At 69.7% G+C, this 18,396-nt stretch carries 16 protein-coding genes; 15 read left to right on the forward strand and 1 reads right to left on the reverse strand.

The genetic code is table 11. The annotated features are described in order from the left end of the window. Positions 1-4 precede the first annotated feature (4 nt). The 10 genes from lpdA to H6844_12830 all read left to right on the forward strand — a co-directional run bounded on the left by lpdA (position 5) and on the right by H6844_12830 (position 10,116). A complete protein-coding gene (lpdA, locus tag H6844_12785; protein MCB9930272.1) occupies positions 5-1,396 on the forward strand; it encodes a dihydrolipoyl dehydrogenase in 1,392 nt (463 codons plus the stop codon). Between the two features lie 162 nt (positions 1,397-1,558). Next, positions 1,559-2,683 carry a BMP family ABC transporter substrate-binding protein gene (locus tag H6844_12790; protein MCB9930273.1) on the forward strand — a complete coding sequence of 375 codons (1,125 nt, stop codon included), beginning with the start codon at positions 1,559-1,561 and terminating at the stop codon, positions 2,681-2,683. A gap of 25 nt (positions 2,684-2,708) precedes the next feature. Beyond that, positions 2,709-3,839: an ABC transporter permease gene (locus H6844_12795; GenBank protein ID MCB9930274.1), complete on the forward strand. Its 1,131-nt coding sequence runs from the start codon at positions 2,709-2,711 to the stop codon at positions 3,837-3,839. Beyond that, positions 3,836-4,762 (forward strand): ABC transporter permease, encoded by a 927-nt coding sequence (locus H6844_12800; protein ID MCB9930275.1) that lies wholly within the window; start codon positions 3,836-3,838, stop codon positions 4,760-4,762. The genes H6844_12795 and H6844_12800 overlap by 4 nt, the downstream gene beginning before the upstream one ends. A 9-nt stretch (positions 4,763-4,771) precedes the next feature. Continuing rightward, positions 4,772-5,788 carry a formamidase gene (locus tag H6844_12805; GenBank protein MCB9930276.1) on the forward strand — a complete coding sequence of 339 codons (1,017 nt, stop codon included), beginning with the start codon at positions 4,772-4,774 and terminating at the stop codon, positions 5,786-5,788. Then, the gene (locus H6844_12810; GenBank protein ID MCB9930277.1) at positions 5,785-6,465 is read left to right on the forward strand and encodes a cysteine hydrolase; all 681 of its coding nucleotides are present in this window, start codon (positions 5,785-5,787) and stop codon (positions 6,463-6,465) included. Before H6844_12805 ends, H6844_12810 begins: the two co-directional genes overlap by 4 nt. Positions 6,466-6,477: 12 nt before the next feature. After that, positions 6,478-7,599, forward strand: coding sequence for a ring-opening amidohydrolase (locus H6844_12815; GenBank protein ID MCB9930278.1), 1,122 nt, complete (start codon positions 6,478-6,480; stop codon positions 7,597-7,599). Continuing rightward, positions 7,596-9,116, forward strand: coding sequence for an ABC transporter ATP-binding protein (locus tag H6844_12820; GenBank protein MCB9930279.1), 1,521 nt, complete (start codon positions 7,596-7,598; stop codon positions 9,114-9,116). Before H6844_12815 ends, H6844_12820 begins: the two co-directional genes overlap by 4 nt. Continuing rightward, entirely contained in the window at positions 9,116-9,778 is a 663-nt protein-coding gene (locus H6844_12825) for a cysteine hydrolase (protein MCB9930280.1), read from the forward strand. Before H6844_12820 ends, H6844_12825 begins: the two co-directional genes overlap by 1 nt. Next, the gene (locus tag H6844_12830) at positions 9,775-10,116 is read left to right on the forward strand and encodes a cupin domain-containing protein (GenBank protein MCB9930281.1); all 342 of its coding nucleotides are present in this window, start codon (positions 9,775-9,777) and stop codon (positions 10,114-10,116) included. The genes H6844_12825 and H6844_12830 overlap by 4 nt, the downstream gene beginning before the upstream one ends. Positions 10,117-10,309: 193 nt before the next feature. Here H6844_12830 and H6844_12835 read toward each other — a convergent pair whose 3' ends face one another. Then, positions 10,310-11,218: a LysR family transcriptional regulator gene (locus H6844_12835; GenBank protein ID MCB9930282.1), complete on the reverse strand. Its 909-nt coding sequence runs from the start codon at positions 11,216-11,218 to the stop codon at positions 10,310-10,312. Positions 11,219-11,355: 137 nt separating this feature from the next. Here H6844_12835 and H6844_12840 point away from each other — a divergent pair, with 137 nt between their 5' ends. The 5 genes from H6844_12840 to atzF are packed head-to-tail and all read left to right on the forward strand — an operon-like array spanning position 11,356 to position 18,374. Continuing rightward, positions 11,356-12,972: a twin-arginine translocation signal domain-containing protein gene (locus H6844_12840; GenBank protein MCB9930283.1), complete on the forward strand. Its 1,617-nt coding sequence runs from the start codon at positions 11,356-11,358 to the stop codon at positions 12,970-12,972. 24 nt (positions 12,973-12,996) lie between these two features. Beyond that, positions 12,997-14,025: an ABC transporter permease gene (locus H6844_12845; protein ID MCB9930284.1), complete on the forward strand. Its 1,029-nt coding sequence runs from the start codon at positions 12,997-12,999 to the stop codon at positions 14,023-14,025. Continuing rightward, positions 14,018-14,905 (forward strand): ABC transporter permease, encoded by an 888-nt coding sequence (locus H6844_12850; protein MCB9930285.1) that lies wholly within the window; start codon positions 14,018-14,020, stop codon positions 14,903-14,905. The genes H6844_12845 and H6844_12850 overlap by 8 nt, the downstream gene beginning before the upstream one ends. Beyond that, on the forward strand, positions 14,902-16,629 hold the full coding sequence (locus tag H6844_12855) for an ABC transporter ATP-binding protein (protein MCB9930286.1): 1,728 nt from the start codon (positions 14,902-14,904) through the stop codon (positions 16,627-16,629). The genes H6844_12850 and H6844_12855 overlap by 4 nt, the downstream gene beginning before the upstream one ends. After that, complete coding sequence (gene atzF, locus H6844_12860; GenBank protein MCB9930287.1) at positions 16,626-18,374, forward strand: allophanate hydrolase; 1,749 nt, start codon at positions 16,626-16,628, stop codon at positions 18,372-18,374. Before H6844_12855 ends, atzF begins: the two co-directional genes overlap by 4 nt. Positions 18,375-18,396 lie beyond the last annotated feature (22 nt).

Raw genomic sequence — 18,396 nt, forward strand, 5'->3', positions numbered from 1 at the left:
GGCCATGCAAGAGATTGCCTGCAAGCTCCTGGTGATCGGCGGCGGCCCCGGCGGCTATGTCTGCGCCATCCGCGCCGGCCAGTTGAACATCGACACCGTGCTGGTGGAACAAAAAGCCCTCGGCGGCACCTGCCTGAACGTGGGTTGCATCCCCTCCAAGGCCCTGATCCATGCCGCCGACGAGTTTGCCCGGCTCACGACCTTTGCCGCGGACGGCGGCGATATCGGCATTTCGGCGGGATCGCCACGGCTCGATTTCGCCAAGACCCAGGCCTGGAAGACCGGCGTCGTGCAACGGCTGACCGGCGGGGTTGCCCATCTGCTGAAGGGGGCCGGCGTCAAGGTGATCGAAGGCCAGGCCCGGTTCCGCGACGGCAAGTCCGTGCACGTCTCCGGCCTGACCGGCGAGCAGTTGGTGCGGGCCGAAGCGGTGGTGATCGCCACCGGCTCCGAGCCGGTCCAATTGCCGGATCTGCCCTTCGGCGGGCCGGTGCTGTCCTCGACCGAGGCGCTGGCCCTGCCGCAGGTGCCGGAGCGCCTGGCGGTGGTCGGCGCCGGCTATATCGGCCTGGAGATCGGCACGGCCTACGCCAAGCTGGGGTCCCGCGTGACCGTCGTCGAGGCGGAGGACCGCATCCTGCCGCTGTATGACGCGGACCTGGCCCAGCCGGTGGCCCAACGCCTGCGAACCCTCGGCGTCGAAACCCTGTTGAACGCCCGCGCCCGGCGTCTGCACGGCGACGCGCTGGTGGTCGCCACGGGTGACGGCGACGAGCGCCAACTGCCGGCGGACCGGGTGCTGGTGGCCGTCGGCCGCCGCCCCCGCCTGGACGATTGGGGGCTGGAGGAACTGGCGCTGGAGCGGGACGGCCGGGCGCTGCGCATCGACGACCGCTGCCGCACCTCCATGCGCGGCGTCTATGCCATCGGCGACGTGACCGGCGAGCCGATGCTGGCCCACCGGGCCATGGCCCAGGGCGCGATGGTGGCCGAACTGGTCGCCGGCGAGCGCCGGGCCTGGGACAAGCGCTGCGTTCCCGCCATCTGCTTCACCGACCCGGAAGTGGTCAGCGCCGGCCTCTCGCCGGAGGCCGCGCGCGCCACCGGCGCCGAGATCCGAATCGGCCGCTTCCCGTTCCGCGCCAACGGCCGCGCGCTCGCCACCGGGCGCGAGGACGGTTGGGTGCGCATCGTCGCCCGGGCCGACAACGGCCTGATCCTGGGCGTCCAGGCCGTCGGCGCGGGCGTGGCCGAACTGGCGGCCGAATTCGCCCTGGCGCTGGAAATGGGCGCGACGCTGGAGGACCTGGCCGCCACCATCCACCCCCACCCCTCCCGCAGCGAGGCGGTGCCGGAAGCCGCATTGGGGGCGCTGGGGCACAGCCTGCACCTGTAGCGCCCGCTCGGGGTCGCTCTCGGCCAGTGGTGCAAAAAATTCAGCGGATCGCTGAAAATTGAGCAGACGACGTAACGCCTGAACCCTCTCTATCGTCCTCCGGACTCTGCGGACGACCGCGGCCTTTGCTGCGGACGCCGCCGTTGGCGATTGGGAGTGATCATGCTGCGGAAATCGACGTCGCGCCGGACCGTTCTGAAACAAGGCCTGATGCTGGGCGCCGCATCGGCCGTAGCCGGCATGGGGCCGCTGCGGCTCGCACGCGCCGCCGACCTCACCGTCGGCTTCATCTATGTCGGCCCCAAGGACGACTATGGCTACAACCAGGCCCATGCCGAGGGTGCCGCCGCGGTGAAACAACTGCCGGGCGTCACGGTGGTCGAGGAAGAGAATGTGGCCGAGACCGTCGACGTGCAGAAGTCGATGGAAAGCATGATCAATTTCGACGGCGCGACCCTGCTGTTCCCGACCAGTTTCGGCTATTTCGACCCGCACATCCTGGCCGTCGCGCCGAAATACCCGGACCTGCGCTTCGAGCATTGCGGCGGGCTCTGGCAGAAGGGCAAGCACCCGGACAATGTCGGGTCCTATTTCGGCTATATCGGCATGGGGCAGTATCTGAACGGCATCGCCGCCGGCCACGCCACCAAGTCGAAGAAGATCGGCTTCGTCGCCGCCAAGCCGATCCCGCAGGTGCTGCTCAACATCAACTCCTTCCTGCTGGGCGCCCGCGCGGTCGATCCCGCCATCACCTGCCAGGTGATCTTCACCGGCGAGTGGTCGCTGGCCGTGAAGGAAGCGGAGGCGGTGAACGCCCTCGCCGACCAGGGCGCCGACGTGGTCACCTGCCATGTGGACGGCCCGAAAGTGGTGATGGAGACCGGCGCCGCCCGCGGCCTGTATCTCTGCGGCTATCATGCGAACCAAAGCCCGCTCGCCCCGGACAAGTACCTGACCGGCGCCGAATGGAACTGGAGCCAGGTCTATACCGACATGGTGAAGACCCGGATGTCCGGCGGCGCGATCCCGAATTTCGTGCGCGGCGGCCTCGCCGACGGTTTCATCAAGATGAGCCCGCTCGGCCCCGCCGTCTCCGACGCCGCCCGCAAGCAGTTCGAGGCCACCAAGGCCGCGATCATGAAAGGCGGCTTCTCGGTCATCAAGGGACCGCTGAACGACAACAAGGGCGGTGTCGTCGCCACGGCCGGCCAGGAATTCCTGGAGACCGACGTGGCGCTGGAAAGCATGGACTATCTGGTGGAAGGGGTGATCGGGTCGACATCCTGACGGGATCGGACGGAAGCCGCCGACCATGACCGCGCAGGCACAAACCGCCGTGCTGGCCGCCGGCGATGCGGCGGACCAAAGGGCCACGCGCCTGTGGCTGGAATGGCTGGCGCGACGGGCCGAGGCCCTCGCCCTGCCCCTGGCGGCATTGCTGGCGGGCCTGGCAGCGTTCGGCCTGTTCCTGCTGTTCCTGGGCAAGTCGCCGGTGGATTTCTATGCCCTGGTCTACAAGGCCGGCTTCGGCACGGCATTTTCCTGGAGCAACACGCTGTCGCGCACCGCGCCGCTGTTGCTGGCGGCCCTGTGCGTGGCGCTGCCGGCACGGCTGGGCCTCGTCATGATCGGCGGCGAGGGCGCGATCGTGCTGGGCGGCGTGGCCGCCGGCGGCGTCGGTGCCGTGCTGACCGGAGTGCCGTCGGTGCTGGGCATCGGCGCAATGGCGCTGGCCGGCGCGCTGGTCGGCGCAGCCTGGATCGGTGCCATCGGCGCGCTCCGTTATCGCCGCGGCGTGAACGAGACCATTGCCAGCCTGCTCATGGCCTATATCGCCATCGCGCTGATGAACCATCTGGTCGAGGGGCCGCTGCGCGATCCCGCCAGCCTGAACAAGCCGTCGACCGCACCGCTCGACGCCGCCTTCCGCATCGGCGAACTGCCGGGCATGGACGTGCACTGGGGGCTGGCGGCGGGCGTGCTCGCCTGTCTGGTGTCGTGGGTGCTGATCGAGCGGACCACCTGGGGGTTCGCCGCCCGCATCGCCGGCGGCAATGTGCGCGCGGCCCAGATCCAGGGCCTGCCGGTGGGCTGCCTGATCGTCGGCTTCACGGGCCTGGGCGGTGCGTTCGCGGGCCTCGCCGGCTTTTTCGAGGTGGCGGCGGTGCACGGCTCGGCCAACGGCTCCCTGGCGGCCGGCTATGGCTATACCGGCATCCTGGTGGCGTTTCTCGCCCGGCACAATCCGCTCGCCATCATCCCGGTGGCGGTGCTGCTGGCCGGGTTCGAGGCGTCGAGCGGCCTGGTGCAGCGGCGCATGGACCTGCCGGACGCCACCGTGCTGGTGCTGCAGGGCTTTGTTTTCGTCGCCATCCTGCTGTCGGAAACGCTCTATGGCCGCTTCCGGGTGTTCACGCCCGAGCGCTGGCGGATTGTGCCATGAGCGAGGGCGATATCGGCCTTTGGGGCGTGCCGCTCGCCATTCTGGGCGGCGCGATCCGCGTGTCCACGCCTTTCCTGTTCGTGAGCGTCGGCGAATGCCTGACCGAGCGCGCCGGCCGGATCAATCTGGGGCTGGAGGGGACGCTGGTCTTCGGTGCGATGGCGGGCTACGCCGTCGCCTGCGAGAGCGGATCGGCCTGGGCGGGCGTCGCGGCGGCGGCGCTGGCGGGGGCGGTGTTCGGGTTGGTGCATGGCTGTATCTGCTCGCTGCCGCGGGTCAACGACATCGCCATCGGCATCGCCCTGATGCTGCTGGGCGTCGGCCTCGCCTTCTTTTTCGGCAAGCCCTACATCCAGCCGGTCGCGCCGGACCTGCCGGCCATTCCGTTCGGCTGGTGGTCGGACCTGCCACAGGTTCGGGCGGCGTTGCAGGTCAACGTGCTGTTCCTGGCGGGAGCGGTCGTCGCCTTCCTGCTCTGGTGGGCGTTCCGCAACACACGCGCGGGGCTGATCGTCCGGGTCGTCGGCGACTCGACGGACGCCGCCCGCGCCATGGGCCTGCGGCCGAACCGGGTCCGCGTGGCCGCGACCGCCGTGGGCGGGGCGCTGGCCGGCGTCGGCGGCGCCTATCTCTCGCTCTACTATCCCGGCAGCTGGAACGAGGGCATTTCCTCCGGCCAGGGGCTGATGGCGGTGGCACTGGTGATCTTCGCCCGCTGGAACCCGCTCGCCTGCTTCGGCGCGGCGCTGCTGTTCGGCGGCGCCGGCGCGCTGGGGCCGGCGCTGCAATCGGTCGGCGTCAGCCAGGGCTATTACCTGTTCTACGCCGCCCCCTATGTGCTGACGCTCGGCGTGCTGATCGCAACCTCCTCGCCCAGCCGCGCCCTGACCGGCGCGCCGGGCGAGCTTTCCATCACCAAATAGGAGGACCGGATGAACGGCCTCGGCGGTCTCAACAAATCCCCGAACGGCGTCGTCCTCGGCCTGGTGCAGTTGCAACTGCCCGTGGTCGAGACGCCAGAGCAACTGGCGGCCCAGACCCGGCGCCTCGTCGACCTGGTGGGCAAGGCCCGGCGCAACCTGCCGGGCATGGACCTGGTGGTCTTTCCCGAGTACGCGCTGCACGGCCTCTCGATGAACACCGATCCGGCTATCCTATGCCGGATGGACGGGCCCGAGGTGGCGGCGTTCCGGGCCGCCTGCGCCGACAATGGCATCTGGGGCTGTTTCTCCATCATGGAGGAGAATCCGGGCGGCTATCCCTACAATGTCGGCCTGGTCATCGACGACCGGGGCGAGGTGAAGCTCTATTACCGCAAGCTGCACCCGTGGGTGCCGGTGGAGCCGTGGGAGCCGGGCGACCTGGGCATCCCGGTGATCGACGGCCCGAACGGCTGCAAGCTGGCGCTGATCATCTGCCATGACGGCATGTTCCCCGAAATGGCGCGGGAATGCGCCTATAAGGGGGCGGAGATCATGCTGCGCACGGCCGGCTACACCGCGCCGATCCGCGAGTCCTGGCGCTTCACCAACCAGTCCAACGCCTTCTGCAACCTGATGGTCACCGCCAATGTCTGCATGTGCGGGTCCGACGGCACGTTCGACAGCATGGGCGAGGGCATGATCGTCAATTTCGACGGCACCGTGCTCGCCCACGGCACCACCGGCCGCCCGGACGAGATCATCACCGCCGAGGTGCGCCCCGACCTGGTGCGGGAGGCACGGGCCGGCTGGGGCGTGGAGAACAACATCTACCAGTTTGGCCACCGCGGCTTCACCGCGGTCAAGGGCGGCGCGCAGGACTGCCCCTACACCTTCATGCAGGACATGGTCGCCGGCCGCTACGCCCTGCCATGGGAGGATCAAGTGCGGGTCAAGGACGGCACGTCGTGCGGCTTTCCCGAGCCGGCCCGCCTGTATGGCCAGAGCAAGCTGGAGGCTGCCGAATGAGCACCATCGCCGCCGATCCCTATCCGTGGCCGTTCAACGGCGACTTCCGGCCGGGGAACACGGTCCTGATCGTCATCGACATGCAGACCGATTTCTGCGGACCTGGCGGCTATGTCGACGCCATGGGCTATGACCTCACCCTGACCCGCGCGCCGATCGAGCCGATCCGGGCGGTGCTCGCCGCCATGCGGGCCAAGGGCTACCATATCTTCCACACGCGGGAGGGCCACCGGCGCGACCTTGCCGACCTGCCGGCGAACAAGCGCTGGCGCTCGCAGCGGATCGGCGCGGGCATCGGCGACCCCGGCCCCTGCGGCCGCATCCTTGTGCGGGGCGAGCCCGGCTGGGAGATCATTCCGGAACTGGCCCCCATCGACGGCGAACCGGTGATCGACAAGCCGGGCAAGGGCTCGTTTTGCGCCACCGACCTGGAGATGATGCTGCGCACGCTCGGCATTCAGAACGTGATCCTGACCGGCATCACCACCGATGTCTGCGTCCACACCACCATGCGCGAGGCCAATGACCGCGGCTTCGAGTGCCTGCTGCTGGAGGATTGCTGCGGCGCGACCGACAAGGGCAATCACGACGCCGCCCTCAAAATGGTCAAGATGCAGGGCGGCGTGTTCGGCGCGGTGTCGGACAGCACCACCCTGATCGCCGGTCTGCCCGGATAGCGAGCTTCCGCCATGTCTGCCTCCCCTCGCCGCGCCTCCATCCATCGCCTGCCCATGGCCGGGCCGGACGACACCTCGGCCATCGCGGCCGGCATCGCCGCCGGGCGGATCGTGCCGGCGGCCGTGGTCGCGATCCTCGGCAAAACCGAGGGCAATGGCTGCGTCAACGATTTCACCCGCGGCTACGCCACCCAGTCGCTGCGCCGGTTGCTGGCGGCGCACCTGCCGCCGGAGCGGGTGGAGCAAGTCTGCCTCGTCATGTCCGGCGGAACCGAGGGCGCGCTCAGCCCGCACTGGCTGGTGATCGAGGCGCGGGAGGATGCTGGGCCGGTCTTGGCCGGCGACGAACCCGCCCTCGCCGTCGGCCACGCCATGACGCGGCCGCTGGCGCCGGAGGAGATCGGCCGGCGCGCGCAGGTGGAATTGGTGGCCGAAGCCGTCACGCAGGCCATCGCCAACGCCGGGATCGAGACCCCGGCGGACGTGCATTTCGTCCAGATCAAATGCCCGCTGCTGACGTCTGCCCGGATCGCCGATGCCGAGGCGCGCGGAGAGACGGTCGCGACGCGGGAGACGCTGAAATCCATGGGCCTTTCGCGTGGGGCGGCGGCGCTGGGCGTGGCGGTGGCGCTCGGCGAACTGCCTCTGGACCGGATCGCGGACACCGCCATTGGCCGGGACCGGTCGCTGGCGAGCGCGCGGGCCAGTTGCTCGGCCGGTGTCGAACTGATGGCCAACGAGGTGGTCGTGCTGGGCCAGAGCCCGGCCTGGACCGGGCCGCTCCGCATCGGTCATGCGGTGATGGGCGATGCGCTCGACATCGCCCCGGTCGTCTCGCTGATGCGAAGCCTGCATCTGGCGGACCCGTTCGGCAGCGGCGCTCAGCCCCTGGCGCGCCCCGTCGCCCTGCTCGCCAAGGCCGAGGCCAGCGCCAGCGGCGAGGTGCGCGGCTGGCGCCACACCATGCTGAACGACTCCGACCTCTCGTCCACCCGTCACGCCCGCGCCTTTGTCGGCGGCGCGCTGGCGGCGCTGCTGGGCGAGACGCCGCTGTTCGTCTCCGGCGGCGCAGAGCATCAGGGGCCGGACGGCGGTGGGCCGGTGGCGATCATCGCGGAAAGGCTCTGCCCATGACCGGGGTCGCGACTCCTCCGCCGGCCGTCGAGGCGGTCGGCATGACCAAGCGCTTCGGCGCGTTCACGGCGCTGGACGACGTGTCCATCCGCATCGCGCCCGGCACGTTTCATGCGCTCTTGGGCGAGAACGGCGCCGGCAAGTCGACGCTGGTCAAATGCATCATGGGCTTCTACCAGCCCGACGACGGCCAGTTGATGGTCGGCGACCGCGAGGTGGAGGTGCCGGACCCGCGCGCGGCGCATGCGCTGGGGCTGGGCATGGTCTACCAGCATTTCACCCTGGTGCCCTCGCTGACCGCGGCGGAGAACCTCTTTATCAGCCGCGAGGATGCGCCGGCGGTGATCGACTGGCGGCACGAGCAGGCCGCACTCGCCGCGTTCATGCAGACCATGCCGTTCCGGGTGCCGCTCGACCGGCCGGTGCACAGTCTGGCGGCGGGCGAAAAGCAGAAGCTGGAAATCCTGAAACAGCTCTATCTGGGCCGCCGCTTCCTGATCCTGGACGAACCCACGTCGGTCCTGACCCCGTCCGAGGCCGACGAGGTGCTGGGCCTGGTGCGGGAGATGACGCGCGAGAACCGGATCAGCGTGCTGATGATCACCCACAAATTCCGCGAGGTCTCGGCGTTTGCCGACGAGGTCACCGTGCTGCGCCGCGGACGGCATGCGGGCCGGCGCAAGGTGGAAGGCCTCAGCCACGCCGCCATGGCGGACATGATGGTCGGCACCGCCGGCAGCGAAACCCAGGCCGCCCGTGTCGGCGGGCCGGGCGCGCCGGTGCTCGAAGTCTCAGGGGTCCGCGCCCTGGACCGGTCGGGCCGGAAGCCGATCCGGATCGACCGTCTCAGCGTGCACGCGGGCGAAGTGGTGGGCATTGCCGGTGTCTCCGGCAACGGCCAGACCGAGTTGATGGAGCTCCTGGCGGGCCAGCGGCCGCTGGAGGCCGGCGAGATCCGGGTGCACGGCCAGCGCTTCGCCGCGACCCGGGCGGAGGCGCAGCGCCACAAGGTCCGCTACCTGCCGGAGGAGCCGCTGCGCAATGCCTGCGCCCCCGCCATGTCGGTCGCGGAGAACGCGGCGTTCCGGACTTTCGACGTCGCTTGCCGGGGCAGCCGCTTCTGGGTCAACGGGAGCGCCATGATGCGAGCCGCCGCGGCCATCGTTGCGGCCTTCAAGGTCAAGACGGCCTCGCTGGATACGCCGATCCGCTCGCTGTCCGGCGGCAATGTCCAGCGGCTGGTGCTGGGGCGGGAGCTGAGCGGCGAGGTCGACCTGCTGCTGATCGCCAACCCCTGTTTCGGCCTGGATTTCTCCGCCGTGGCCGAGATCCGGGCGCGGATCATGGCGGCGCGCAACGGCGGCACCGCCGTCCTCCTCATCAGCGAAGACCTGGACGAGGTGCTGGAACTGGCCGACCGGGTGCTGGTCATGTCCGAGGGCCGCATCGCCTTCGAAGGCCCGATTGCCGCCGCCAACGTGGCGGAGATCGGCCGGCACATGGCGGGGCATGCCTGATGCCGACCATTGCCGCCGAGCCCTTCGCCTTTCCGTTCGAGCGCCGGAGCCTGGGCCTGGTGGTGATCGACATGCAACGCGACTTCGTCGAACCGGGCGGCTTCGGCGAAAGCCTGGGCAATGACGTGCGGCCGTTGCAGGCGATCATTCCGACCGTCCGCCGGCTGATGGATGGGTTCCGGGCCGCGGGCCTGCCGGTGCTGCACACGCGCGAATGCCACCGGCCCGATCTCTCCGACTGTCCACCGGCCAAGCGCGAGCGCGGTGCGCCGCGCCTGCGGATCGGCGATCCGGGCCCGATGGGCCGCATCCTGATCGCCGGCGAGCCGGGGGCGGACATCGTGCCCGAACTGGCGCCGCTGCCGGGCGAACCGGTGATCGACAAGCCCGGCAAGGGCGCCTTCTATGCCACCGATTTCGGCGCGCGTCTGGAAGCCCTCGGCCTCTGCCAGCTCGTGTTTGCCGGCGTGACGACCGAGGTCTGCGTGCAGACCACGATGCGGGAGGCGAACGACCGCGGCTATGACGGCCTGCTGGCGACGGATGCGACCGAGAGCTATTTCCCGGCCTTCAAACAGGCGGCCATCGATATGATCCGCGCCCAGGGCGCCATTGTCGGCTGGACCGCGACCACCGCTCAAATCCTGGAGGCGCTGCGATGACCAAGCCGCTGGTGCTGGCCGACCTGTTGCAGGGCGGCTGGCGCGACCAACCGTTCGAGGCGTTCCGCGACGGCGTCGACATCTGTCCTCTGGTCCAGGGCGAGCCCGCGGTTGCCCTGCTGCGCTACGCCCCCGGCGCGACCGTGCCGCGGCACCGGCATCGGGGGCTGGAAACCATTGTCGTGCTCGACGGCGCTCAGAGCGACGAACGCGGGCATTACCCCGCGGGCTCCGTGGTGCTGAACCCGGAGGGCAGCGAGCACAGCGTCTGGTCCGACGAAGGCTGCGTCGTGCTGATCCAGTGGGACCGGCCGGTGGAATTCCTCGACCCGGAATAGAGCCGGGTTCCCACCCAGGGCGGAGTCTTTTCCCGCCGGCTCACCACCCCATCTTCCCTGTCCTCGCGGAAGCGGGGACCCATGCCTGAGAGGCCAATACCGAGTCCGTGTCCTGTGAGAAGGTCTCAGGCATGGGCTCCCGCTTGCGCGGGAGAAGGAGCAGCAGAGGAGTTCAACCGTTACCGCAAGCGGCCTAGCCATAGTCGTAGTCGGCAACGAAGGTCGTCGCCAGCTGGTCGGCGAACCGGGCGGCGGCGACCGGCAGGGTGCGGTCGCGCAAATGCCCCAGATAGAGCAGCCCCGGCGGCACGTCGCGCGCGTCGAGCGGGATGCTGACCCGGTCGCCGAACGCCTCCGGCTCCGGCAGGCCGATGGGAATCTGAAAGCCGATAATGTCGGGCGCGCCGCTATAGGCCACCAGGAACTCGAAACTGTCCGACTGGATCAGCGGCTCCAGCGGCGTGCCGAGACGGGCCGCGCTGGCATCCAGCAGATAGCGCACGCCATAGGGTGCCAGCGGCAGCGCCAGCGGAAACTGCTGGCATTCGCGCAGGCGCACGCTGGACTGGCCCGCCAGCGGGTGGTCGGCCGCCATCAGCGCGCAGACCGGCTGGCGCACGGTCAGGATGGTGTGGAAGTCGGCGAAACGGGTCGGCTCGAACACCAGGGCCAGGTCAGCCTCGTACTCGACCAGGGCGCGCTCCGCCGCCTCCCGGTCGCGCAGATGCACGCTGAAACTCACGGCCGGGTGTTCGGCCCGGTAGGTCTGAATCTGGCGGGGCAGGAAGAAGGGCAGCAGCGCCTGGCTGCAGGCGATGGAGACATGGCCGCGGCGGACGCCGGCCAGGTCGGCGATCTGCGAGCGCACCCGGTCCATTTCGGAGGCCTGGTTCCGGATATGGTGGATCAGGATTTCCCCGGCCGTGTTCAGGCGCACGCCGCGGGGCAGACGCTCGAACACCGGCGCCCCCAATTCCTCCTCCAGCGCCAGGATGCGGCGGTTCAGGGCCGACGGCGTGATCGCCAGCGCGTCCGCCGCCTTCCGGATCGAACCGATCCGCGCGACTTCGAGCAGATAGGTGAGAGGCTTCAGATGTGGCACGGGAGGACCGCCTTTGACCGTTCGAAATAATGCATCGCTCTGCTGATTTCTTAGCAGAAGACTGCATCGGTTTCCATGGCTAGCGTCTGGGCATCAAGGCTGAACGTCGACCCCACCGCAAGCAGGAGGCAGGACTCATGGATCGTCGGAGTTTTCTCAAAGGGACGGGGGCCGTCACGGTCGGTGCCGGCCTGCTGCCGTTCTTGAAGGTCCTGCCGGCGTCGGCGGCCCCGAACGGGGTGGCCGTGGTGGCGATCAACCGGACCATCAACTCGCTCGACATCCACCGCTCCGGCACCAACCGGCCCAGCTATCAGATCGCGGTCAACTGCTATGACCGGCTGGTGTCGTTCGGCACCAAGACCCTGCCGGACGGCTCGCTCTCGTATGACTACAGCGTGACCCAGCCGGACCTGGCGGAAAGCTGGGAACTGGCGCCGGACGGCCTGTCCATGACGTTCAAGCTGCGGGACAACGCCGTGTTCTTCGACGGCGCGCCGGTGACCGCCCACGACGTGAAATGGTCGCTGGACCGCGCGGTCACCCTGGGCGGTTTTCCGGCGGTGCAGATGAAGGCGGGCTCGCTGGAAAAGACCGACCAGTTCGTGGTCGTCGACGACAAGACCTTCCGCATCGACTTCATCCGCAAGTCGAAACTGACGCTGCCGGACCTGGCCGTGCCGGTGCCGATGATCATCAATTCCAAGGCGGCGCTGAAGCACGCCACCGCGGACGACCCCTGGGCGACCGAATACCTGCACCGCAACACGGCCGGCAGCGGCGCCTATCGCATCGCCCGCTGGGACCCGGGCCAGCAATTCGTCTACGAGCGCAACGACAAGTGGACCAGCGGCCCGCTGCCCGGCGTCCAGCGGGTGGTGGTGCGCGAGGTTCCCTCGCAGGCGACGAGCCGGGCGCTGGTGGAGCGGGGCGACGTGCAACTGGCCTTCGGCATCCCCAACAAGGACGCGAGCGAACTGACCGCCGACAAGGACCTGACGGTCGTCAGCACGCCGGTCGAGAACTGCATCAACTGCGTCGGCCTGAACCTGAAGTTCGAGCCGTTCCAGGACCGGAAGGTGCGCCAGGCGGTGGCCTATGCCATCCCCTATGCCGAGGTGTTCAAGGCCGCCGCCTATGGCCAGGGCGTCGGCATGTGGGGCGGCGCGTCGATGACGCCGGCGGATATTTCCTGGCCGCAGCCCTTCCCCTATGCGCTGGACCTGGACAAGGCCAAGGACCTGTTGAAGGAGAGCGCGTTCGCCGGCGGCTTCAAGACCACCTTCTCCATCGACCTGTCGCAGGCCAGCTGGATGGAGCCGACCGCGCTGCTGATCCAGGAAAGCCTGGCCAGGATCGGCATCGAAACGACCATCGAGAAAATCCCCGGCGCCAACTGGCGCACGGCCAACCTGGTCGAAAAGCGGCTACCGCTGCACCTGGAGAATTTCGGCGGCTGGCTCAACTACCCCTGCTATTATTTCTTCTGGGCCTACCTGAAGGGCCACCTGTTCAACTCCTCCAACTACGACAATCCGGAGGTGGCGAAGCTGGTGGACGAGACCCTGCACATCCCGACGGACGATCCCGACTACGCGCCCAAGATCAAACGCCTGATCGCCATCGCGTTCGAGGACGTGCCGCGGATCCCGCTCTGGCAGCCGAGCCTCAATTCCGCCATGGCGCAGGACCTGAAAGGCTACGAATACTGGTTCCACCGCCAGCTCGACGCCCGCAAGTTTGCGGTCGGCTGAGGGCGAGCGCGGGGAGCGGCGGCCATGACATCCTCTCGGCGACTTTGGATGGTGTTCGGACGGATCGGACAGGCGCTGCCGGCGCTGGTCGGCGTGGTGGTCGTGACCTTCCTGCTGACCCGCGCCCTGCCCGGCGACCCGGCCGCCTATTTTGCCGGGCCGGCGGCGGACGCGCACTCGATCCAGCAGGTGCGGCAGGCGCTGGGTCTGGACCGCTCCCTGCCCGAACAGTTCCTGGTCTATGTCGGCGATCTGTTGCGCGGCGATCTGGGCATGTCGATCTCCACCGGCCAGCCGGTGGCGGACGAGCTGGCCCGCCGCCTGCCGGCCTCGCTGGAACTGACCCTGGGCGCGCTGCTGCTGTCGCTGGCGGTGGCGGTCCCGATGGGCGTGCTGGCCGCGACCCGGCCCGGCACGCTGGTCGACCATGCCTGCCGGGTCGTTGCGACCGCCGGCGTCTCGCTGCCGACCTTCTTCACCGGCATCGCCCTGGTCTTCGTGTTCTACTACCTACTGGGCTGGGCGCCGGCGCCGATCGGCCGGCTGGACTTCGCCTATCTCTCGCCGCCGGACATCACGGGCTTCTACACCGTCGACGCCCTGCTGGCGGGCGACACCGAGACCGCCTATGCCGCGGCCAGCCAGTTGTTCCTGCCCATGCTGACCCTGGCCCTGTTCACGCTCGCCCCCATCGCGCGCATGACGCGGGGGGCGATGTTGCAGGCGCTGAACAGCGACTTCATCCGCACGGCGCGGGCCGCGGGCCTGTCGCGCCGGGTGGTGCTGCACCGCTATGCCTTCCGCAACGCCATGCTGCCGGTCATCACCACGCTCGGCATGGTGTTCTCCTTCACCCTGGGTGCCAACGTGCTGGTGGAGAAGGTGTTCGCCTGGCCGGGCATCGGCTCGTTCGCCGTCGATGCGCTGGTGGTCTCCGACTACGCCGCGGTGCAGGGGTTCGTGCTGTCCATGGCGGTGCTGTTCGTGGCGCTGAACCTGGCGATCGACATCGCCTACACGCTGATCGACCCCAGGATCCAGAGCGATGACTGACGCCACCGCCGCCGCCTCCACCGCCGCCCCTGCGCGACCCGCACGGCGCAGCCATCTGGTCTATGTCCTGACCGAGAACCCGGTCAGCATCGTCGCGATCCTGGGCTTTGCCCTGGTGGTGTTCGCCGCCGTGTTCGGCCCGGCCATCGCGCCCTACGACCCGCTGGCGACCGATGCCGCCAACGCCCTGCAAGCGCCCTCGTGGCACCACTGGTTCGGCACGGACCAGTTGGGCCGGGACGTGTTCAGCCGGGTGCTGGCCGCCGCGCGGCTGGACCTGATGATCTCGGTCTCGGCCGTGACGCTGTCCTTCTTCGTCGGCGCCGCCATCGGCTCCAGCGCCGGCTATTTCGGCGGCTGGGTCGACAGGATCAGCGGCCGCGTCATCGACACGATCATGGCGTTTCCGCTGTTCGTGCTCGCCATGGGCATTGTCGCAGCGCTCGGCAACACGGTGGAGAGCATCATCTACGCCACCGCCATCATCAACGTGCCGTTCTACGCCCGCGTCGCCCGGGCCGAGGCCGCCATCCGGCGCAATGCGGGCTTCGTGCAGGCCGCGAAGCTTTCCGGCAACCGCGACTGGCGCATTCTGGCGACCCAGGTGTTTCCCAATGCCTTGCCGCCGATGGCGGTGCAGGCCTCGCTCAACATGGGCTGGGCGATCCTGAACGCCGCCGGCCTCTCGTTCATCGGCCTGGGCGTGCGGCCGCCGACGCCGGAATGGGGGATCATGGTGGCGGAAGGCGCCAACTTCATCGTCTCCGGCGAGTGGTGGCTGGCGATCTTTCCGGGCCTGGCGCTGATGCTCACCGTGTTCACGTTCAACCTGCTGGGCGATGCGCTCCGCGACATCGTCGACCCGAGGCAACGGACATGAGCGAACCGACAGCGCCCCTGATTTCGGTCCGGAACCTGACCGTCGCCTTCGGCACGCGCGAGGGGGTGGTGACCGCCGTGCGCGACGTCTCCTTCACCCTGGGCCGCGGCGAGACCCTGGGCATTGTCGGCGAGTCCGGCTCGGGCAAGTCCGTCACCTCTTACGCCCTCATGGGCATTCTCGACGCCAACGGCCGGGTGACCGAGGGCGAGATGCGCTATTCCGGCATCGACCTGCGCCGCGCCGACCAGCGGCAAATGCGCGACATTCGCGGCCGCGAAATCTCGATGATCTTCCAGAATCCGCGCAGCGCCCTGAACCCGATCCGCAAGGTGGGCCAGCAGATCGAGGACGTGCTGCGCGAACACTCGGTCGCGGTCGGCGCCGAGGCGAAGCGCCAGACCATCGACCTGCTGGACCGGGTGCGCATCCGCGATCCCAAGGGGCGCTATCACGCCTATCCGCACGAGCTGTCCGGCGGCATGTGCCAGCGGGTGGTGATCGCGCTGGCGCTGGCCTGCCGGCCCAAGGTGCTGATCGCGGACGAGCCGACCACGGGCCTGGACGTGACCACCCAGAAGGCGATCATGGACCTGGTGCAGGAACTGGCGCGGGAGCGCGGGCTTTCCACCATTCTGATCACGCACGATCTGGGCCTGGCCGCCAGCTATTGCGAGCGGCTGGTGGTCATGCAGCGCGGCGCGGTGGTCGAGAGCGCGGCCGTCGAGCCCCTGTTCGCCGCGCCGAGCCATCCCTACACCCGCGCCCTGATCGAGGCGACGCCGCGGCGGACCGGAACCGTCCGCGCGCTGTTGCCGCCGGACGACCCGCGCCGGACGGAACCGGACCCGAAGCCGTCGGCGGGTTCGTCCGCCGAGCCGTTGCTGGCGGTCCGGGGCCTGATCAAGGAATTCGGCGGCGGCGGTCCCGGCCTCGGCTGGCTGCCCTGGCGCAGGGATGACAAGGCCGAGCCCGCCTTCCGCGCGGTGGACGACCTGTCCTTCGACCTGCATGCGGGCGAAAGCCTGGGCCTGGTGGGCGAGTCCGGCTGCGGCAAGTCCACCACGTCGATGATGATCATGCGCCTGCTGGACCCCACCGCCGGCTCGATCCGCCTCGCCGGCGAGGAGATTGGTGCGGTGCCGGCGGCCCGCTTTGCCCGGCATCCGGCGCGGGCCAAGCTGCAATTCGTGTTCCAGGACCCGACCGACTCGCTGAACCCGCGCTTCACGGCGGCCCGGTGCATCGCCGACCCGTTGCTGCGCCTCGGCCATCTGGCCGGCGGCAAGGCCGTGGCGGCGCGCGTCGAGGCGTTGGCCGACCGGGTGAACCTGCCGCGGGAATTGCTGACCCGCTTCCCGCACCAGTTGTCCGGCGGCCAGAAGGCGCGGGTCGGCATCGCGCGCGCCATCGCCCTCGACCCCAGCGTGCTGATCCTGGACGAGCCGACCGCGGCACTGGACGTGTCGGTACAGGCGGTGGTGCTGAACCTGCTGGCCGACCTCCGCGCGCAACTCGGCATGAGCTACCTGTTCGTCAGCCACGACCTGAACGTGGTCCGCCTGCTGTGCGAGCGGGTGATGGTGATGCGCGCCGGCCGCATCGTCGAGCAGGGACCGACCGAGCAAGTCATGACCAGCCCGGCGACCGATTACACGCGGCAGCTTCTGGCTTCGAGCCCGGAACCGCCTCTCCCCCCTGCCGCCCTGGAGGCCGCGGAATGAGTCTCAGTCTTTCGGAATACCGACAGGCTTACGCCAATGGCGCCAAGCCGCAAGACCTGATCGCGGCGGCGCTGCACCGGCTGGAGCGGATCGACGATCCGGGCATTTTCCTGCATCTGGCCGACCGGGCGGCACTCGACGCGGCCATCGCGGCGCTGGGGCCGTTCGAGCCCGCCGCCCGGCCGCTCTGGGGCGTGCCGTTCGCGGTCAAGGACAATATCGACGTCGCCGGCATGCCCACCACGGCCGCCTGCCCGGCCTATGCCTATACGCCGGACCGGGACGCCGAGGTGGTCGCGCGCCTCAGGGCCGCCGGCGCGATCCCCATCGGCAAGACCAATCTGGACCAGTTCGCCACCGGCCTGGTCGGCCTGCGCACGCCCTATCCCGCCCCCCGCAATGCCCTGGACCCAAAATTGGTGCCGGGCGGCTCCAGTTCCGGGTCGGCGGTGGCGGTGGCACAAGGCATCGTGCCCTTCGCGCTGGGCACGGACACGGCCGGTTCGGGCCGGGTGCCGGCGGGGCTGAACGGCCTGGTGGGGCTGAAGCCCAGCCTGGGCGCGCTCTCGACCCGCGGCGTGGTGCCCGCCTGCCGCAGCCTGGATTGCGTCTCCGTGTTCGCCCGCTCCGTCGCCGACGCCCTGGCGGTGTTCGAAGCCGCCGCCGGTTTCGACCCCGCGGACGCCTATTCGCGGCCGGTCCTCCAAGAGCCCCCCTGGCCGGCGCTCGCCGGCCTGACCGTCGGCGTGCCGGCGCCGGCGGACCGGCGGTTCGACGGCTGCGAAGCGTCCGCCACGGCCTATGCCGCCCTGCTGGATCGCCTCGCGGGGCTCGGCGTCCGCATCCGGGAATTGCCGTTCCAGACCTTCTACGCCATTGCCGCCCTGCTCTATGAGGGGCCATGGGTGGCCGAACGCTATGCCGCGATCCGGCCCTTTATCGAAGCCCAGGCCGATGCCCTTCACCCGGTCACGCGCGCCATCATCGAAAAGGCGCCGGCCTACAGCGCCGCCGACGCCTTCGCGGCCACCTACGCGCTCGCCGATCTGCGCCGGACGGTGGAGCCGTTGCTGGCGGAGGTCGACCTGCTCTGCGTGCCGACCGCACCGCGCAACCCGACCACGGCCGAGGTGCTCGCCGACCCGATCGGCGTCAACGCGATGCTCGGCACCTATACCAACTTCGTCAATCTGCTGGGCCTTTGCGGCCTGACCGTGCCGGCCGCCGCCCGTCCCGACGGCCAGCCGGCGAGCCTGACCCTGCTGGCCCCGGCCGGCCACGATCTGCGGCTGGCCCATCTCGCCACGGCGCTGGCCCCGGCCCTGGCCGGCGGGGGCGACACGGACGCGGTGCTGCTGGCCGTGGTCGGCGCTCATCTCTCGGGCATGGCGCTGAACCACCAGTTGCAGGACCTGGGCGCCGCCTTCGTCGAGGCGACGGAGACCGCACCGCTCTACCGGCTGTTCGCCCTGCCCGACAGCGAACCGCCGAAGCCCGGCCTGTTGCGCGGCCAGCCGGGCGGCGCGGTCCAGGTGGAAGTCTACCGCCTGTCGCACGCCGCCTTCGGCCGGTTCGTCGCCGCGATCCCGCCGCCGCTGGGGATCGGCGATCTCCGGCTGGCCGACGGTCGCCGGGTGAAGGGGTTTCTGGTGGAGGCCGAAGCGGTCGCCGACGCCCGCGACATCACCCGGTTCGGCGGCTGGCGGGCCTTCACCGCGCACTCGGCAGCGACGGAGGCGGTCTGACTGCCCGCCCCTCGCCGCCGGC

It is taken from the genome of Alphaproteobacteria bacterium, from assembly GCA_020638555.1.
GTDB lineage: Bacteria > Pseudomonadota > Alphaproteobacteria > Bin95 > Bin95 > JACKII01.

Excerpts from the sequence above, each read along its gene's own strand:
- H6844_12805 (MCB9930276.1), top strand. The coding sequence starts at position 4,772 with ATGAACGGCCTCGGCGGTCTCAACAAATCCCCGAACGGCGTCGTCCTC.
- H6844_12825 (MCB9930280.1), top strand. The coding sequence starts at position 9,116 with ATGCCGACCATTGCCGCCGAGCCCTTCGCCTTTCCGTTCGAGCGCCGG.
- H6844_12855 (MCB9930286.1), top strand. The coding sequence starts at position 14,902 with ATGAGCGAACCGACAGCGCCCCTGATTTCGGTCCGGAACCTGACCGTC.
- H6844_12830 (MCB9930281.1), top strand. The coding sequence starts at position 9,775 with ATGACCAAGCCGCTGGTGCTGGCCGACCTGTTGCAGGGCGGCTGGCGC.
- H6844_12815 (MCB9930278.1), top strand. The coding sequence starts at position 6,478 with ATGTCTGCCTCCCCTCGCCGCGCCTCCATCCATCGCCTGCCCATGGCC.
- H6844_12845 (MCB9930284.1), top strand. The coding sequence starts at position 12,997 with ATGACATCCTCTCGGCGACTTTGGATGGTGTTCGGACGGATCGGACAG.
- H6844_12800 (MCB9930275.1), top strand. The coding sequence starts at position 3,836 with ATGAGCGAGGGCGATATCGGCCTTTGGGGCGTGCCGCTCGCCATTCTG.
- H6844_12810 (MCB9930277.1), top strand. The coding sequence starts at position 5,785 with ATGAGCACCATCGCCGCCGATCCCTATCCGTGGCCGTTCAACGGCGAC.
- lpdA (MCB9930272.1), top strand. The coding sequence starts at position 5 with ATGCAAGAGATTGCCTGCAAGCTCCTGGTGATCGGCGGCGGCCCCGGC.
- H6844_12840 (MCB9930283.1), top strand. The coding sequence starts at position 11,356 with ATGGATCGTCGGAGTTTTCTCAAAGGGACGGGGGCCGTCACGGTCGGT.
- H6844_12790 (MCB9930273.1), top strand. The coding sequence starts at position 1,559 with ATGCTGCGGAAATCGACGTCGCGCCGGACCGTTCTGAAACAAGGCCTG.
- H6844_12820 (MCB9930279.1), top strand. The coding sequence starts at position 7,596 with ATGACCGGGGTCGCGACTCCTCCGCCGGCCGTCGAGGCGGTCGGCATG.
- H6844_12850 (MCB9930285.1), top strand. The coding sequence starts at position 14,018 with ATGACTGACGCCACCGCCGCCGCCTCCACCGCCGCCCCTGCGCGACCC.
- H6844_12795 (MCB9930274.1), top strand. The coding sequence starts at position 2,709 with ATGACCGCGCAGGCACAAACCGCCGTGCTGGCCGCCGGCGATGCGGCG.
- atzF (MCB9930287.1), top strand. The coding sequence starts at position 16,626 with ATGAGTCTCAGTCTTTCGGAATACCGACAGGCTTACGCCAATGGCGCC.